Below are 15,663 nucleotides of genomic sequence, written 5' to 3'. Positions count from 1 at the left end.
CTCCTTTTAAATGGGGGTTATTGATGCTATTACAATTTCCTTACCTTGTTTCGCAAATTCTTGGATCGTTTCTTTACTAGCCTCTTCATCTGTTATTATAAGGTCAATTTCTATCAGTGACTCTCCTTTTATAAAGCAGTCTATTCCGAGTTTATTATGAGGAGCTAAACAAATGTTTCTTCTAGCAATTTTACTTACTGTTTTTCCAAAATAAGCAACTTCTGGTGATGCAGTACTTATACCATTCAATGAAACACCACCACCTGTAGAGAAATAAAGATCAATAGATAATCTACTTATCATTTCAGAGGCAAGTGTATCTGTCACATTTCCTGATGGTTTTACCTTACCACCAATTAAATACACTTCTATGTTCTTGTATTCTCGTAATGAACTAGCTATCTCTATAGAATTCGTAATAACTGTAAATGATGTTTCGGGTAAAAATTTTAACATGGCACAATGAATTGAAGCCCCACCAATAAAAACGGAATCTCCTTCTTGTATATAAGATGCAGCAACTTTCGCAATCGCATCTTCCTCTATTGAACCATCACTATAACGTTTCGAGGGTTCGGCAGCTAAGTTTCTCACTCGCGTAAGTTCAACTGCACCTCCGTGCGTTCTTTTTAATAAACCATCCTTCTCCATTATAGACAAATCTCTTCTTATAGAATCGATAGACATATCGAAGCGTTCCGCAAGATCCTTTGCAATTACTCTTCCATCTTTCTTAAGTAACTCTAAAATTTTCTCTCTACGCTCTTCAGTGAACATGTTATCACCACCATTATTGAAGATTCAGAAATTTAATCTCTATTTTAATTATATGCATGCTTTTTCTGTATTACAATATTTTCAATTCTGATTTATTCAGCTTTATACAGTTTTCCCCCTCTTTCTATCACGTTAACTGACAACGAAATAAATGTATATTTACATATTCCACAAATACACTTCCATTTAACTTCCTATTGATGTAAAATTATTCCTATGTTTTACTTTTTAATACAGAAAGGGATTACTATGAAATCTATAATTAAAGTAACTTGTACAGCATTATTATTTACAGGAATAATGGCAGGATGTAATGGTAGTACTACACCAAAACAAGAAAAGAGCGCTCTTGAAAAGAATGCAATGCACTATGGGGAAATATTTAAAAACGAATACTATAGAGCAACTGTTGAAAATGCTAAATTCGAAAAAATAGACAAAGAGTGGCGTCTCACAGCTCGCGTTACAATAAATAATGCTCGTGCTGACGGACAAACGATAGATCTTTCAGAAATAAAATATTTCATAAAAGATGAAAAAACGGGTGAAAAATACGAAGGTGAATTTATACAAAATGAAAATGCTAAAAAGGTTCCATCTGAGTTTTCTTTAACTACCGACATTGTATTTAATATGAAAACTTCTCCAAAAGATTTAAATAATATGTATTTATACATAGATAGCAAAGCTGCGCCGTTAACAGATACATACTGGAAACTTGATAATTTAGCATCTAAATAAAAAACAGTCATATAAGACTGTTTTTTTGTTTGTAAAGTTATAAAGTTTACTAGTTACTTTTCTCAAGCAATACATCTTTTGCACAAATCGTCACTTCTTCAAATGGGCAATCAAATAAAACACCCAATTCGAAACCTTCATTAGTAAGGTCTATTTCATGACATAACCACCAAGCACCTTCAAAATTTTCCGGAATAGAACATTTCGTTACACCTATAAAAGTTACTTCCAGTTTATCAAATTCACTGAAAGTACCACTGCAATCTAAAGTAATAATTAGCTTATCTTTTGATCTTCTCTCTACTGATTTGACTACACTGTCATGTAGTGAGTATTCATGTAGTTGAACGACATTCTGCCCGAGTTTTTCTTTTATAGTATTATAATTATCTATATACGCTTGTTCTAAATCCTTCATTCTTTTCTCATAATCTTCTGTCCAATCAAGCATAAGTTTCTTTAACTTTTCTGATGGGTATTCTGACTTAATTGTATTGTCATAAATGTATGGATGTAGTGACTTAGGTAGAAACTTTAATAAATCTTCTTTCTTTTCTTCCACGTCTTCTCTCAAACTTTTGTTATAATCCATTCCTACCTTTTCGCTCTCTCGCAAAATCTCTTCCCATTCTTCTAATGTTTCTGAGAAAATTAAAAATCCAGATACTTGCATTTCTTTATACCAATCTTTATTGAAATACTGCAATGGCTTTCCTCCTAAAACATTTTAACATCCAACAAAAGCAATATATCTATTTATTATATCATTCCAATAGCTATTTTTTCTAAAGAATAAATGCAAAACTGTAAATATTCCGCCTATTATTTCTAAAACTTCAGAATATTTACAAAAATTCGAAATTAGAATACATTTTACATGTACAAGTTTTACCTGTACAAAAATCTAAACAAAAAGGGATGGTTATATGTTGAAGAAATTAGTAGCAGGGACATTAGTAGCAGGTTTTGCATTAACTGGAGGATTAGGAGTAGTAAGTGCTGCAGAAAAAGATAATACAATTAAATCATTTGATTATTTAAAAGTTGATGAAAAGAATGTTAATTCATTCACAAAATTAAGCGATCAATCAAAAAAAGACATCCAAATTACTATGGTACTACCTAAGCAAAATGAAAATGGAGATTGGTTAGCTTATGGCTTTACTAGCAGAGAAACATTGAATGCTTTTATTGAAAAGGATAAAAAGGCACTTAAAAATCAAATTAACCCTTTAGGTAGTGGTGCTGGTAGTACCGATTTTTATGAGCATCAAAATAAAGGTGGACAGTATATTTATTGGAGCAGTGGCTTTAAAAACCTACCTTCTAGCTGGAACGACAGAATTTCTTCTGTAAGTACAGCTTCACCTTCTGCAAGTTATTCAACAACACTATGGGAACATTCTTCAACTCAAGGATATGGAAAAGGTGTCTCCTTTAGACACTCTGATTGGTATGGTCAAACTGCTAATTTAGCTGCAGATTGGAACGATATAACTTCAGCTATTGAAATTAAATAGTAACAGCGCATTTCAATTAAATAAGTGAAGAGTTTCAAAATCACTATACTCTCATCGATTAAAAAAACATGAGAGTATAGTGATTTTTCTAGTATCTTTTTATACATATTGCTACTTAAATATTATTTACTAAAAAGACCAGTCATATTAGACTGGTCTTTTTACCTTCAAGCATGTACAGCATGTCCTACTGCCTGCAATAACGCCTCATGAATCGCTTCAGATAAAGTTGGATGCGCTGCAATATAATCTCGCATTATATCAGCTGTAACTTCTGTATGAATCATTACAGTTCCTTGTCCGATTAGTTCGGTTGCACGAGGACCGATAATAGAAATCCCTACAATTTCTTGATATTTAGGTTCCACAATAACTTTTACTTTCCCCGTTTGTTCTCCAATAATAAGCGCTTTTCCGTTCGCTGTAAAAGAAAATTCTCCAATTAGTATATCCCCATATTGCTCTCTTGCTCCTTTTTCTGTTAAACCGACACTAGCAATTTCTGGAGCTGTATAAATACAGCGAGGTACAGCATGATAGTTTACTTTCACATCTTCTCCGCTCGCGTGTAATGCTGCTATCGTTCCTTCATGGAAAGCAACGTGAGCAAGCTGTATTCCACCAATCACATCACCCGCTGCGTAAATATGTGATCTGTTTGTTTGCATATGTTTATTCACAGAAATTCCTTTATTTGAAAATTGAATGCCTGCTTTTTCTAAATCTAATTGTTGTACACGTGGTTTTCGACCGACAGAAACGAGAACAAATTCCGGATTGGCTTCTTGGATACTTCCTTCATATTCAAATGAAGCCTGCTTCTTATAATTATTTAATCCTTTTAAAGCTGCTCCTGTAAATATTTTCACACCATCATTTTCTAGTTTCTCTCTTAAAATATGTGCGATATCTTCATCTTCACCAGGTAATAATTGCGGTGCCATTTCAACAATCGTAACTTTTGTTCCAAGACGACTATAAATACTTGCAAACTCGCAACCTATTACACCACCGCCAACGATTAATAATGTTTTCGGTATATTTTCTAAGGACATTGCATGACTACTATTTAAAATCCACTTCCCATCAAATGGAGCAAAAGGTAATTCAGTTGGTTCTGATCCTGTCGCTATAATGAACTGTTCTCCATCTACTACATCTTCTTTTTCACCGTGTGTAACTCGCACACGGTGATCCGTTTCAAATTTCGCTTTACCTTGTACAACTTTTATTTTATTTTTCTTCATTAAATATTGAATTCCTTGGACGAGCTGCGTTACGATTTGTGATTTCCTCGCCTGTATTTGCTTCCAATCAATTGATGTACTTCCTTCGTTAAGTGTAACTCCATAATTATTCGCTTTTCTCACAATGTCATGCACTTCCGCACTTTCTAACAATGATTTCGTGGGCATACAACCGACATTTAAACAAGTCCCGCCAAGATCAGCTTCATCAATAAGAGTGACATCTTTTCCATTTTGAGCCGCGGTAATTGCCGCTACATAACCAGCAGGTCCGCCCCCAATAACAACTAAATTACTCATTTTCTCACCTTCTCTTTATAAAAGAATTGTTACAGGTTCTTCTAAATAACGTTTAATTGTGCGTAAAAATGCAGCTGCTGGTGCACCGTCTAGTACACGATGATCGAATGTTAAACTTAAAGGTAACATACTTCCTTTTCTTAATTTTTTCCCTTTATATACAGGAACATGTTCAATTGCACCTACACCTAAAATACCAGTTTCAGGTGTATTTAATACTGGCGTAAAATATTCAATACCGAAGCTACCTAAATTACTAATTGTAAACGTTGTCCCTTGCATATCATCACTACTTAAACTGCCTTCTCTTGCTTTTTGTGCAACAGTTTTAATCTCTTTAGATAACTCTACTAAAGACAGATTATTAGCAAAGCGAATAGCCGGAACGACTAATCCTTTTTCTAACGCGACTGCCATACCTAAATGAACATGTTCAAATTGATGAATGGCATCATCTATATAAGCGCTATTCATTTCTTTATGCTCCCCAAGCGCTAATACAACAGCACGAGAAACAAAATCCGTAATGGTTAGTTTGTTATCGTATCGTTTTTGTACAACTTCCGCTATTTCTTTATGTAAAGCAACTAAATCTGTAACATCTACTTTCATCGTTAATGTTAATTGCGCACTATTTTGTAAGCTTGCATGCATACGGTTCGCAATTGCTTTTCGCATACCAGTAACAGGAATGACTTTACTTTCTTCTTGTTCAAGTACTTCTGGAATTTCTACTCTTTCTTCAAGCGCCTTTAATACATCTACCTTTGTAATTCTTCCGCCAGGACCTGTACCAACTAATGACTTGATATCCAGATTTTCAGACTTTGCAATTTTCTTCGCAACAGGTGAAATTTTGATTCTTTGCTTCGCCACTTCTTTCGCATATGGTTCTGGATGTTGTATATTTTTAGGTTCTGCATTAGGTGTTTTTTCTTCTACAACATTTGTATTTTCATAGACTTCTACTTTTTCGTTTGGCTTACCGATGTAGCAAATTACAGTACCCGGCGGCACTCCCTCATCTTCACTTACAGCTATATCAAGAACAGTTCCATCAGCTGGTGCTTCTATTTCAGTTTCGATTTTTTCCGAGTTAATACTAGCAATTAGTTCACCTTTTTCTACATTATCACCCGCTTTAATATTCCAGCTCGTAATAATACCTTCTTTCATCGCCATACCTAACTTCGGCATTACAACTTCTACAGCCATGTTTCTCTCTCCCTTCTCATCGTTTCATTACACATGTAATACAGATTGGTCTCCGATCATTTCTGATACAGTTTCAATTACTTTCTCCGGCGTTGGTAAATATAACTTTTCAAGTGGTGGCGAAAACGGAACTGGTGTATGTGGTGCTGTAATTCGTTTAATAGGTGCATCTAACAAATCGAATCCTTTATCCGCTACAATTGCTGCAATATCTGTTGCGATACTACACCTTGGATTTGCTTCATCAATAACAATTAGGCGATTTGTTTTTTCAACAGATGCTAAAATCGTATCTTCATCAAGCGGTGATAAAGAACGTGGATCGATGACTTCTACTTCAAGTCCTTTTTTCGATAATTGCTTTGCAGCTGCAAGTGCTGTATGAACTTGTTTTCCAATTGCCACGATTGTTACATCAGAACCTTCACGTTTAATATCTGCTTTTCCTAAAGGAATTGTATAGTACCCTTCTGGCACTTCACCTTTCATATTGTAAAGTGTTTTATCTTCAAAGAAGATTACTGGATCATCATCTTCAATTGCTGCTAATAATAAGCCTTTTGCGTCATAAGGAGTGGAAGGAACGACAACTTTTATACCTGGAATACTCGTAAATAACGCATATAAACTTTGTGAATGCTGTGCCGCTGCGCTAAATCCAGCACCGTGCATCGTACGTACTGTAACTGGTACTTTCGCTTTACCACCGAACATATAGCGGAACTTTGCACCTTGGTTTAATACTTGATCAAGACAACTACCGATAAAATCATTAAACATTAATTCAGCTATCGGACGTAAACCTGTTGCAGCAGCTGCCATCGCCGCTCCCATATAACCCGCTTCTGAAATTGGAGTATCTAAAATACGATTTCGACCAAATTCTTGCACAAGTCCTTTCGTAACACCGAGTACACCGCCCCATGCTTCATCATCTTGCAAGTGATCCACTTGTGCACCGCCTGCAACGTCTTCACCTATTAAAATTACATTTTCATCACGACGCATTGATATTTTCATCGCTTCATTGATTGCAGTTGACATACTTACTGTTCTAGTCATTATTTTTCACCCTCCTCTTATTTGTAAGAAACGTATACATCTTTTAATAATTCTTCATCCTCTGGATATGGACTATTTTCACTGAATTCAATTGATTTTTGTACTGCATCATCTACTTCCCTTTCCATATCCACAAGTTCAGATTCAGTTAATAAAGCTTCATGAATTAAATGCTTACGGAAATTCACAATCGCATCTTTTTCATTTAAATGTTCTTCTTTTTCTTCTGAAGTTTTATACGTTTGCGCTTCACCTTCGAAATGACCGTAATTACGATATGTCATACATTCAATTATTGTTGGACCACCGCCATTACGCGCACGTTCTACTGCTTCTTCCGCCGCTTTATACACTGCAAGTAAATCTTTTCCATCGACTTGAACACCTGGAATATTGTATGCTTTCGCTCGATCTGCAATGGAATCACAACTTGACGCATATTCAAATGTTGTTGCTTCACCGTAACCGTTATTTTCTGCGATAAAAATAACTGGTAACTTCCAAATCGCTGCTAAATTAACCCCTTCGTGAAATGTCCCTTCATTATTTGCTCCGTCACCAAAGAAGCAAACACTCACATCTTTCGTTCCTTTATATTTAGCTGTTAATGCTGAACCGCAAGCAAGTGGAAAACCTCCGCCTACAATCCCATTTGCACCAAGCATTCCTTTATTTAAATCAGCAATATGCATTGAACCGCCTTTACCTTTACATAACCCTGTCGCTTTCCCAAAAAGTTCAGCCATCATTCCGTTTAAATCACAGCCTTTTGCGATACAATGCCCATGTCCTCTATGCGTACTTGTAATACTGTCACGATCCGTTAAGTGGGCACATACACCAACTGCTACCGCTTCTTCACCTGCGTATAAATGAACGAAACCTGGCAGAACGCCTTGCGCGAATAATTCATGTACCTTATCTTCAAACTTACGAATCTCTAACATTTTTTCATACATCCAACGAGCTTGTTCTTTCGTAATTTCATTCCCTTTACTTTCAGTTGTTTTTAACATGTCCAGCCCTCCTATTTTCTTGTTCATCTTTTATATTGCAAGTACTGTGCCAAATTCTAATCCCTGATTTAATAGGTTTTCTCTTTTCTTCCATAATAAAAAAGTGGACAAAATGAGACATCTGTCTCGTCTTGTCCACTTTTGTTCACCTAATTTGAGAATTATTATCTTATTCATTATCAAAACTCTTCTGTAATTTCCGAATGTAAATAATTTGACCAATATGATACGCATTATGAGTCGTTACATTAGCTAATACTTCCCACCACTTCGCAGATACAGGAAATCCAATTACATCACTTTCAACCTTGTCTTCATTTATGAGATTTTGCCATTGTAACAGTTTCTCTAACAGTTTTTCTCTTAACTCTTCAAATGTTTGATTATCAGATAGCATAAAACTTTTATTATTATCACCAATAGCGGGCACGGCATTGACATTTGATTCTTTGTACCTAGTTTGCCACGTCGAGTTCCAATACAGTAAATGTTGTACAATTTCAGCTATACTATTACACTCTTCATTCGGTTTCCAGAAAGCTTCTCTCTCAGATAAATCCTTAACTGCATCTGAAAATGGAATATACCAACTAGGATCATTCGCATTTGCTAATAATTGATCTGCTATTACATCTTTCACATGGGCCATTTTTCTTCCCTCATTTCATTAACGTATTAATACTCACTTCTTTATATACGCTGAGTCCGTATAATTCCCTCTTTTAAAAATCTCATAGAATATAGAATTAACGGGTATTGCTCTCATTGCAAATATAGGAATAATAGATTTTCTTTTCATAACTCGTTATGATAAAAGAAAAAGAAAGTGAGCAAAAAATGAATAAAAAAATCGCAGTTATAACCGGGGCTTCAAGTGGATTCGGTCTTTTAACAACACTTGAGCTTGCGAAAAAAGACTATTTAGTCATAGCTACAATGCGAAACCTTAATAAACAAGAAGATTTAATTTCTCAAGTTACTAAACTCAACTTACAGCAAAACATAAAAATTCAACAATTAGATGTAACCGATCAAAACTCTATACATAACTTTCAATTATATTTAAAAGGAATAAGCAGAGTTAACCTTCTCATTAATAATGCAGGATATGCAAATGGGGGCTTTGTAGAAGAAATTCCAGTAGAGGAATACCGTAAACAATTTGAAACGAACCTTTTTGGAGCTATATCAATTACTCAACTTGTTTTACCTTATATGAGAGAACAGAAAAGCGGAAAAATCATTAATATAAGCAGTATTAGCGGCCAAGTCGGATTCCCTGGTTTATCCCCTTACGTTTCTTCAAAATATGCATTAGAAGGCTGGAGTGAATCCCTTCGCTTAGAAGTAAAACCGTTCGGAATAGATGTTGTTTTAATTGAACCAGGTTCTTATAACACAAATATTTGGGAAGTTGGTAAACAACTAGCTACAAGCCAATCTGATACATCTTCTCCTTACAAAGAATATATGGATAAAATACAAAAACATATTAATAGCGGCAGTGATACATTTGGTAATCCGATAGATGTTGCTAATAAAATCGTAGAAGTCGCTGAATCTAAGCGTGCGAATTTACGATATCCGATTGGCAAAGGTGTAAAATTTATGATCTTTGCGAAGAAGATTCTTCCATGGAGATTGTGGGAATACCTTGTTTTGAGAACTTTTAAGAAAATGTAATAGACTCTTTGAAGACCATTTTGAAAGAGGTGCAAATCAAATGTTAGGTTTACCGTATGGGAAAGTGTTTTTAGTTCCGTGGACTGAAGAATGGGAAATTGAGTTTATAAAAGAGAAACAATTCATTGAGGAACAAATTGGTGAACATATTTTAGCGATACACCATATTGGTAGTACTTCTATTCCACATTTAAGTGCAAAGCCCATTATTGATATTGCAATCGAACTAAAAGATTATAAGGACGGTTTAAAATGTATTAAAAAATTAGAACTACTAAACTATAAATACAGACAAGATGTACTACCTGAACGATACTATTTTAATAAAGGAGAGCCAAGAACTCATCAAATTCATATGTATGAACAAGACAATACCTATTTAATAGAACAATTACAATTCAGAGATTACTTAATTGACAACAAAACTTCTCGTATACAGTATGAACAGTTAAAGATTCTACTTTCACAAGCTAATCCTAATGATAAACATCGATATGCTGAAGATAAAACAAATTTCGTTACAGCCATATTAGCAAAAATAAATGATGAATTTAAATAAGAAACCATTTAATAGTAAATGGTTTCTTATTTATTAGTTATTTCACTATTTGTACCATCAATAATCACCTTATTATGCAGCAGGTGGAACGAAATAAACTAGTATTGAGATCATCAATATAAATGCAACCATTCCCGTTATCGAAAGTATATATTCTTTTGATTCTCTATCATACTTCCATTCCATCCATGCTCTTAAAGTACATGATATCCCTAAATAAGTGAACATGACATAAGCCATTTTAGAGTTTTCAAATTTAAACATATAATAACAACTACCTATTATATAAATTATAATAAGCCCTATTTCTAATTTTACATGTAAACTATTCACATGCTTATATCCAAAGAAGCCCCTTATCTCCATATTCAATTTTCTTCTTAAAAACTGTTCTAAGAAATATCCACCAATACCCAGTCCAATAATAATCATCAAAATTGTAGAGGTACTCATTGTTGTTCCCCTCCTATTACTTTATTTATTTTTAGAAATAAAGTGGACTATATTTCGGTTATTCTCCTCTAAATAACTTACAATCCCTTCAGGATACGTTCGTTTCTCCTTTAATTCGTCTAGACTTTTCCAGATTAATATAATATCTTCATGTTCTTTATGTCTTATTTCATTTGTAATTATCTCTTCAACCGTTCCCCAATGTAGCAATGTACAGTGATGTCCTTTTTCGTTGTTCCACTCAAAAATATGCTCATTTACAACGGCTAATTCTTGAACATCAATCTTCAAATCGTATTCTTCCATTAATTCTCGCATTATTGCTTCTTTTGTTGTTTCACCAAATTCAATAGAACCGCCTGGAAAACGATAAAATGTTTCACTTAAATCACATTGTACAAGTACTTTAGAATGATCTTCATTTAAAATCATTGCTTCAGCACGTAATTTAGGTATTTTCATTTTGTCTCCCCATTCATTCCACATATGATTAAATCCAATAGTTATAAAAGAAAAGATTAAACATAATTCCTGTTATTAGTAATAATGGAACTGTTCCTAAAGAAATAACATATTCCCTCGATTCTTTATCATATTTCCACTCCATATATGATTGAAAGCAGTATAAAGTTATTAAAAATAATATGGGTAAATTACTAATATAAATGGGATTTAAAGTGGCACATATCATCGTAACAATAATATAAGAAATGATAAGAGCCCTAGTACCCCATTTATGAGAGTTGTTTACATATTTACTATTCCAGTCAGTTTGTTTCGGTATATTTAATTTTTTTCTCACTACTTTTTCCAAAATAACTACAAATATAATCCATAATACTACTTTAACTAAAAACAGTGATGTCTCCTCCTTTACCTTTTATCTGGCTGATCACTCGGATACGTAGCATTCTCTTTGTTTTCAACGTCCCAACTAATAATTGTCGCACTATCTCGTCCGAATTGATGATGAACATGTTCTAACACATTATGAATATTTTCTTTTAACTCAATATTATTTCCATTCATATCATTATAAAGATTTAATGGCGTTTCATACCGGCGTTCTCCACATTCCAATACCCCATCTGTCACCATTACAATCCGATTCTTTCCAGTACGTAATTCACGAATTCCTGAAGAATAGCAAGGAACCGGTAAATCAAATGTGTTTACATTTCCAATCCATTCGTAAAAGTGGCGTTGATTCAATGTATATTGTCCTAGTTTATGTAATTCATCATGAAATACATAAACTAGGCAATCACCAATAGATAGCCACCATATGTACTTTTCTTTTCTTACACATATTAAGCAGGCTGTTTCACCTTTTGCATTTTTGCATTTTTCTTTAAATGACTGCGATTGAAAAATTGCAAGTATATGATTTTCAACAGATCGAAATACTGTTTTAATTGATTCTTTCATAATCGCTTTTATATTTTCATTTTCTTTTTGGATTGTATTTACTACTAATTCAACACTTTCTGCACTATTATGTCCGTCTAATATAACGGTGAATTCCCAATCATCATTCGACCAAACTAATGCACCATCTTCATTCTTTTTTGCTCCGGCGCTTATATTTCCGCCGTATTTACCAAGTACAATATCACCATATTGCTTAACTGAAACCTCATCTAAACACATTTCTCTACTTCCAACCCATGAATATTGTGTATTATTTGTTGTATGCATACTCATTCACCATATACTTTCGTATTCTTTCGCATAGTTTTTTAATTTTCTCTGAATCTCCATGTGGTGCACCAGTCCAATTTGCTACTTCAGTCGGTGACCAAAACTCTTTTGGTGTATTTGGATAACGCGGTATAATGTGCATATGCATATGTGGTACACCATTACCTGAAACGAAAGTATAAATATGTTCTGCTCCTTCGCTTTCTTTTAGCGCTTTACTTACTCTACTTGTTATAAGTCCGAACGCTTTCGCTTCTTCATCTGTGAGTTCAGCAAGACCAGGTACATGTCTTTTTATATCTATCATTACATAACCAAGGTATGTTTCTTCGCTATCCCAGTGGACATGTCCAACGTAAACTAGTTTATCTTCGTAAATAGCTCCACCTGGAACTGTAATGTTTCCTATATGTTTTTCGCAAATAAAGCAATTTTGTTCTACTTGATTGTTAGTTGACATATCCATCACCATCCTTTTTATTTATAATATCATAAAAAAAGGAAAAACAGGATTTATATTCCGAAAATTCTTTCCTTTAATACAGCAATTTTTGAAATAAATTTACACTCATTCTTTCTTCAAAAATGCAATCCCAATTACGATCCCAATCACAATTCCGATTACTAAATTATTTGTAAAGTACCCTTGAAACACACCGGTTATAACACCTATAACGACACCAATTGTCATTGCATCATTTCTTTTTATATTTTTAGACAAAATTGCATCTCCTCCAATCATTTCTCCCTATATAATATCTATTTACATAAACGTGATAATATCCTAATTTATCCGCTATTCCCCTTGGATATTTCCAAAAAATGTACTTTAAACTATAAATGTATTACTTTTCCATTTCCTGTACATACTCCTCTTATTTTGAAAAATTTTCAAGTCACCATTACATATACATAGGCATTTACTATAAGAAAGATCAGTAATTTATTGAAGGAGGAACGACTCAAATGTATCCTCATTGGAATCCAAATATAAATCAACAATATGCTTACTCCCCCCATCCTGTAAGAAATACACTGCATCATGATTCTCAATATATGATACAGCGCATCGCAAGCCTTGAAAGCCAATTAGCTAAGTTAATCTCTTTAATCGAAGAAAATAATCATTTAATAAAATCAATGGAACAACAGCAAAACCAAGTTTGTGCACCAGCTGGAGGTTCTGTTATTGTTCGGATGTAATTCGAATGCAAAAAACACACTTTGTAGTATAAAGTGTGTTTTTTGCATTATTTTCTTTTTGTATAAAACCCTTGCGTAATTCGGTCTAATATAATCGCAATCACGACGATAGCTAGTCCAGCTTCAAATCCCATTCCGATATTTACTTGTGTTACAGAGCGATATACATCGACGCCAAGTCCTGGCGCTCCTACAAGTGAAGCTGTTACAACCATTGATAATGAAAGCATAATACTTTGATTCACGCCAGCCATGATCGTTCCGGTTGCGAGCGGTAATTGTACTTTAAATAATTTTTGTGATGCGGTAGAGCCAAATGCATTCGCAGCTTCAATTAAATCTTCTGGAACTTGTCTAATTCCTAAGTCTGTAAAACGAATTGTCGGTGGCATAGCGAAAATTACCGATGCAATAATACCAGGTACAACGCCTACACCAAAAAACGTAATGGCTGGTATCAAATAAACGAATGCCGGCATTGTTTGCATAAAATCTAATGTCGGTTTTAAAAATTTTGAGAAACGTTCATTTTGAGATGCTAAAATGCCAATGGGAATTCCGATAATAATCGAAATAATAACTGACGTAAGTACGAGCGCTAATGTTTGCATCGTTTGTGCCCAGTAGTTAATATTTAAAATAAATAATAATCCGATGAGCGTAAAAATAACTAAAGATAATTTTCTCGTTGTATACCAAATGAGGAAACATAGGAGAATAATCATCAATATGGCTGGTATTATTGTTAAAAAATTAGTGAGTAAATCAACAAATCCACCAATAATATAGGAGAATCCTCGGAACAAGCCTTCAAAGTGCTCATATAAACTTGCAACAAATGAATCAACCCATTCACCTAATGGAATGCGCGGAATATTATTCATCGTCTTTCACCTCTTCCTCAATGTTACCTGCAAGAGCTTGAATGACACTTTCACGTTTAATAATTCCTCTTAACCTTTTCTTCTCATCAATTACGGGTAACGGATATTTCATCTCCGCCATTTTTGCATACGTTTCTTCAAGTAAAGTATCTAAATAAACGTGCGGAATATCGTTAAGTAATAAATCAGCAATCGGCCACTGTTTTTGTACTGCTTTACTTGCATCATCCGCAGTTAATATACCTAAAAATTCATACTTTTTGTTTACAACATATACGGTAGAAACACCTGCATTCCTCATAATTTGAAGTGCTACACGTGGTCCACGATCAATTAATAAAGTCTCCGGTCGTTTTAATATAGATTCCGCCGTAATTACTTTTCCTAAATTCACGTCCGCCACGAATTTCTCTACAAATTCATTGGCAGGACTCATCATAATTTCTTCCGGCGTTCCAATTTGAACGATTTCTCCATCTTTCATTAATGCGATACGATCTCCAATGCGAAGCGCTTCATCTAAATCATGTGTAATAAATATAATTGTTTTTTCCATTTTATCTTGTAGCTCTAACAATTCATCTTGCATTTCTTTTCGAATCAGTGGATCTAAAGCACTAAATGACTCATCCATTAACAATACATCTGGATTATTCGTTAATGCCCTTGCGATTCCAACACGCTGCTGCATACCACCACTAAGTTGACTTGGGTAATTATCTTTATGATGATCTAGCCCTACTAACTGTAGCGATTCTAACGCCTTATTTTCTCTTTCCTCTACTGGAACTCCTTGAATTTCTAACCCGTACGCAACGTTTTGTATCACTGTACGGTGTGGAAATAAAGCGAACTTTTGAAACACCATGCTCATCTTCGTTCTTCTTACTCTTCGCAACTCTTCTTTTCCCATCGTCGCGATATCTTCACCATCTATGTATATATGCCCCGCTGTCGGTTTAATTAATTGATTTAGCATTCGAACCAATGTAGATTTCCCACTACCAGACAAACCCATAATAACGAAAATTTCTCCAGTGTATACTTCAAACGTTGCTTTTTTCACACCAACGTTCATTCCTGTCTCCTTTAAAATTTCAGATTTGCTTTTTCCTTCTTTTAATAAGGTAAGCGCTCGTTGCGGATGTTTCCCAAAGACTTTTGTTACATTTTCAACACGTACCTTTGTATTATCCATGTCACTACTCCTTTTCTACCCATCTATTTACATAGTGTTGCGATTTTACAGAGAAATATTACATAAAAATGACATATATAAGATTTCTTTAAAAATTCTTGTTT

General features: G+C 34.2%; 20 protein-coding genes. 5 read left to right on the top strand and 15 right to left on the bottom strand.

All coding sequences use genetic code 11. The features are described from left to right. Window positions 1-6 precede the first annotated feature (6 nt). The gene (locus BAU23_RS11085; protein WP_071734453.1) at window positions 7-777 is read right to left on the bottom strand and encodes a DeoR/GlpR family DNA-binding transcription regulator; all 771 of its coding nucleotides are present in this window, start codon (window positions 775-777) and stop codon (window positions 7-9) included. Window positions 778-1,026: 249 nt separating this feature from the next. On the opposite strand from BAU23_RS11085, the gene BAU23_RS11080 reads away from it, so the two are divergent. After that, entirely contained in the window at window positions 1,027-1,518 is a 492-nt protein-coding gene (locus tag BAU23_RS11080) for a hypothetical protein (protein WP_000835755.1), read from the top strand. Window positions 1,519-1,567: 49 nt separating this feature from the next. On the opposite strand, the gene BAU23_RS11075 is transcribed toward BAU23_RS11080, so the two are convergent. After that, window positions 1,568-2,224, bottom strand: a complete 657-nt coding sequence (locus BAU23_RS11075; RefSeq protein ID WP_001199204.1) for a DUF4085 family protein — start codon at window positions 2,222-2,224, stop codon at window positions 1,568-1,570. Between the two features lie 220 nt (window positions 2,225-2,444). Between BAU23_RS11075 and BAU23_RS11070 the strand changes: the two genes are divergently transcribed. Continuing rightward, a complete protein-coding gene (locus tag BAU23_RS11070) occupies window positions 2,445-3,038 on the top strand; it encodes a hypothetical protein (protein WP_000914462.1) in 594 nt (197 codons plus the stop codon). Window positions 3,039-3,205: 167 nt separating this feature from the next. On the opposite strand, the gene lpdA is transcribed toward BAU23_RS11070, so the two are convergent. The 5 genes from lpdA to BAU23_RS11045 all read right to left on the bottom strand — a co-directional run bounded on the left by lpdA (window position 3,206) and on the right by BAU23_RS11045 (window position 8,527). Further along, a complete protein-coding gene (gene lpdA, locus BAU23_RS11065) occupies window positions 3,206-4,585 on the bottom strand; it encodes a dihydrolipoyl dehydrogenase (RefSeq protein ID WP_071734451.1) in 1,380 nt (459 codons plus the stop codon). A gap of 15 nt (window positions 4,586-4,600) precedes the next feature. After that, entirely contained in the window at window positions 4,601-5,800 is a 1,200-nt protein-coding gene (locus BAU23_RS11060; protein ID WP_071734449.1) for a dihydrolipoamide acetyltransferase family protein, read from the bottom strand. A gap of 27 nt (window positions 5,801-5,827) precedes the next feature. After that, complete coding sequence (acoB, locus tag BAU23_RS11055; RefSeq protein WP_071734446.1) at window positions 5,828-6,862, bottom strand: acetoin:2,6-dichlorophenolindophenol oxidoreductase subunit beta; 1,035 nt, start codon at window positions 6,860-6,862, stop codon at window positions 5,828-5,830. A 17-nt stretch (window positions 6,863-6,879) separates the two neighbouring features. Then, window positions 6,880-7,878, bottom strand: coding sequence for an acetoin:2,6-dichlorophenolindophenol oxidoreductase subunit alpha (acoA, locus tag BAU23_RS11050; RefSeq protein ID WP_071734444.1), 999 nt, complete (start codon window positions 7,876-7,878; stop codon window positions 6,880-6,882). 169 nt (window positions 7,879-8,047) lie between these two features. Further along, a complete protein-coding gene (locus BAU23_RS11045) occupies window positions 8,048-8,527 on the bottom strand; it encodes a DinB family protein (protein ID WP_000951596.1) in 480 nt (159 codons plus the stop codon). Between the two features lie 188 nt (window positions 8,528-8,715). On the opposite strand from BAU23_RS11045, the gene BAU23_RS11040 reads away from it, so the two are divergent. Beyond that, the gene (locus BAU23_RS11040) at window positions 8,716-9,561 is read left to right on the top strand and encodes an oxidoreductase (protein WP_208611238.1); all 846 of its coding nucleotides are present in this window, start codon (window positions 8,716-8,718) and stop codon (window positions 9,559-9,561) included. Window positions 9,562-9,601: 40 nt separating this feature from the next. Next, window positions 9,602-10,120, top strand: a complete 519-nt coding sequence (locus tag BAU23_RS11035) for a GrpB family protein (RefSeq protein ID WP_000901202.1) — start codon at window positions 9,602-9,604, stop codon at window positions 10,118-10,120. A 72-nt stretch (window positions 10,121-10,192) separates the two neighbouring features. On the opposite strand, the gene BAU23_RS11030 is transcribed toward BAU23_RS11035, so the two are convergent. From BAU23_RS11030 to BAU23_RS11005, 6 genes are all read right to left on the bottom strand, one after another. After that, window positions 10,193-10,573 carry a DUF4181 domain-containing protein gene (locus BAU23_RS11030; protein ID WP_000108055.1) on the bottom strand — a complete coding sequence of 127 codons (381 nt, stop codon included), beginning with the start codon at window positions 10,571-10,573 and terminating at the stop codon, window positions 10,193-10,195. Window positions 10,574-10,594: 21 nt separating this feature from the next. After that, window positions 10,595-11,035: an NUDIX domain-containing protein gene (locus BAU23_RS11025; RefSeq protein ID WP_071734440.1), complete on the bottom strand. Its 441-nt coding sequence runs from the start codon at window positions 11,033-11,035 to the stop codon at window positions 10,595-10,597. Window positions 11,036-11,063: 28 nt separating this feature from the next. After that, the gene (locus BAU23_RS11020) at window positions 11,064-11,387 is read right to left on the bottom strand and encodes a DUF4181 domain-containing protein (protein ID WP_079999131.1); all 324 of its coding nucleotides are present in this window, start codon (window positions 11,385-11,387) and stop codon (window positions 11,064-11,066) included. Window positions 11,388-11,446: 59 nt separating this feature from the next. Beyond that, window positions 11,447-12,271 (bottom strand): PP2C family serine/threonine-protein phosphatase, encoded by an 825-nt coding sequence (locus BAU23_RS11015; protein ID WP_116733287.1) that lies wholly within the window; start codon window positions 12,269-12,271, stop codon window positions 11,447-11,449. Continuing rightward, window positions 12,255-12,734, bottom strand: a complete 480-nt coding sequence (locus tag BAU23_RS11010) for an HIT family protein (RefSeq protein WP_000106232.1) — start codon at window positions 12,732-12,734, stop codon at window positions 12,255-12,257. The genes BAU23_RS11015 and BAU23_RS11010 overlap by 17 nt, the downstream gene beginning before the upstream one ends. Before the next feature lie 108 nt (window positions 12,735-12,842). Further along, window positions 12,843-13,016: a hypothetical protein gene (locus BAU23_RS11005; RefSeq protein ID WP_000579044.1), complete on the bottom strand. Its 174-nt coding sequence runs from the start codon at window positions 13,014-13,016 to the stop codon at window positions 12,843-12,845. 224 nt (window positions 13,017-13,240) lie between these two features. On the opposite strand from BAU23_RS11005, the gene BAU23_RS29740 reads away from it, so the two are divergent. Then, complete coding sequence (locus BAU23_RS29740) at window positions 13,241-13,477, top strand: hypothetical protein (protein ID WP_000283212.1); 237 nt, start codon at window positions 13,241-13,243, stop codon at window positions 13,475-13,477. Window positions 13,478-13,524: 47 nt separating this feature from the next. Here the strand turns inward: BAU23_RS29740 and BAU23_RS10995 are convergent, their stop codons facing one another. Both BAU23_RS10995 and BAU23_RS10990 read right to left on the bottom strand, forming a co-directional pair. Continuing rightward, window positions 13,525-14,361 (bottom strand): ABC transporter permease, encoded by an 837-nt coding sequence (locus tag BAU23_RS10995; RefSeq protein WP_001059834.1) that lies wholly within the window; start codon window positions 14,359-14,361, stop codon window positions 13,525-13,527. Further along, on the bottom strand, window positions 14,354-15,559 hold the full coding sequence (locus BAU23_RS10990; RefSeq protein ID WP_000370622.1) for a quaternary amine ABC transporter ATP-binding protein: 1,206 nt from the start codon (window positions 15,557-15,559) through the stop codon (window positions 14,354-14,356). Before BAU23_RS10990 ends, BAU23_RS10995 begins: the two co-directional genes overlap by 8 nt. Between the last annotated feature and the right edge of the window lie 104 nt (window positions 15,560-15,663).

This window comes from Bacillus nitratireducens, from assembly GCF_001884135.1.
GTDB classification, from domain to species: domain Bacteria; phylum Bacillota; class Bacilli; order Bacillales; family Bacillaceae_G; genus Bacillus_A; species Bacillus_A nitratireducens.
The sequence above is the reverse complement of the archived record's forward strand: the minus strand, read 5'-3'. Positions and strand labels throughout refer to the sequence as shown.

Coding starts and splice junctions, on each gene's coding strand:
- BAU23_RS11085 (WP_071734453.1), bottom strand. CDS start 777: ATGTTCACTGAAGAGCGTAGAGAGAAAATTTTAGAGTTACTTAAGAAA.
- acoB (WP_071734446.1), bottom strand. CDS start 6,862: ATGACTAGAACAGTAAGTATGTCAACTGCAATCAATGAAGCGATGAAA.
- BAU23_RS11060 (WP_071734449.1), bottom strand. CDS start 5,800: ATGGCTGTAGAAGTTGTAATGCCGAAGTTAGGTATGGCGATGAAAGAA.
- BAU23_RS11005 (WP_000579044.1), bottom strand. CDS start 13,016: ATGATTGGAGGAGATGCAATTTTGTCTAAAAATATAAAAAGAAATGAT.
- BAU23_RS11070 (WP_000914462.1), top strand. CDS start 2,445: ATGTTGAAGAAATTAGTAGCAGGGACATTAGTAGCAGGTTTTGCATTA.
- BAU23_RS10995 (WP_001059834.1), bottom strand. CDS start 14,361: ATGAATAATATTCCGCGCATTCCATTAGGTGAATGGGTTGATTCATTT.
- BAU23_RS11015 (WP_116733287.1), bottom strand. CDS start 12,271: ATGCATACAACAAATAATACACAATATTCATGGGTTGGAAGTAGAGAA.
- BAU23_RS11080 (WP_000835755.1), top strand. CDS start 1,027: ATGAAATCTATAATTAAAGTAACTTGTACAGCATTATTATTTACAGGA.
- BAU23_RS11040 (WP_208611238.1), top strand. CDS start 8,716: ATGAATAAAAAAATCGCAGTTATAACCGGGGCTTCAAGTGGATTCGGT.
- acoA (WP_071734444.1), bottom strand. CDS start 7,878: ATGTTAAAAACAACTGAAAGTAAAGGGAATGAAATTACGAAAGAACAA.
- BAU23_RS11035 (WP_000901202.1), top strand. CDS start 9,602: ATGTTAGGTTTACCGTATGGGAAAGTGTTTTTAGTTCCGTGGACTGAA.
- BAU23_RS10990 (WP_000370622.1), bottom strand. CDS start 15,559: ATGGATAATACAAAGGTACGTGTTGAAAATGTAACAAAAGTCTTTGGG.
- BAU23_RS29740 (WP_000283212.1), top strand. CDS start 13,241: ATGTATCCTCATTGGAATCCAAATATAAATCAACAATATGCTTACTCC.
- BAU23_RS11025 (WP_071734440.1), bottom strand. CDS start 11,035: ATGAAAATACCTAAATTACGTGCTGAAGCAATGATTTTAAATGAAGAT.
- BAU23_RS11010 (WP_000106232.1), bottom strand. CDS start 12,734: ATGTCAACTAACAATCAAGTAGAACAAAATTGCTTTATTTGCGAAAAA.
- BAU23_RS11045 (WP_000951596.1), bottom strand. CDS start 8,527: ATGGCCCATGTGAAAGATGTAATAGCAGATCAATTATTAGCAAATGCG.
- lpdA (WP_071734451.1), bottom strand. CDS start 4,585: ATGAGTAATTTAGTTGTTATTGGGGGCGGACCTGCTGGTTATGTAGCG.
- BAU23_RS11030 (WP_000108055.1), bottom strand. CDS start 10,573: ATGAGTACCTCTACAATTTTGATGATTATTATTGGACTGGGTATTGGT.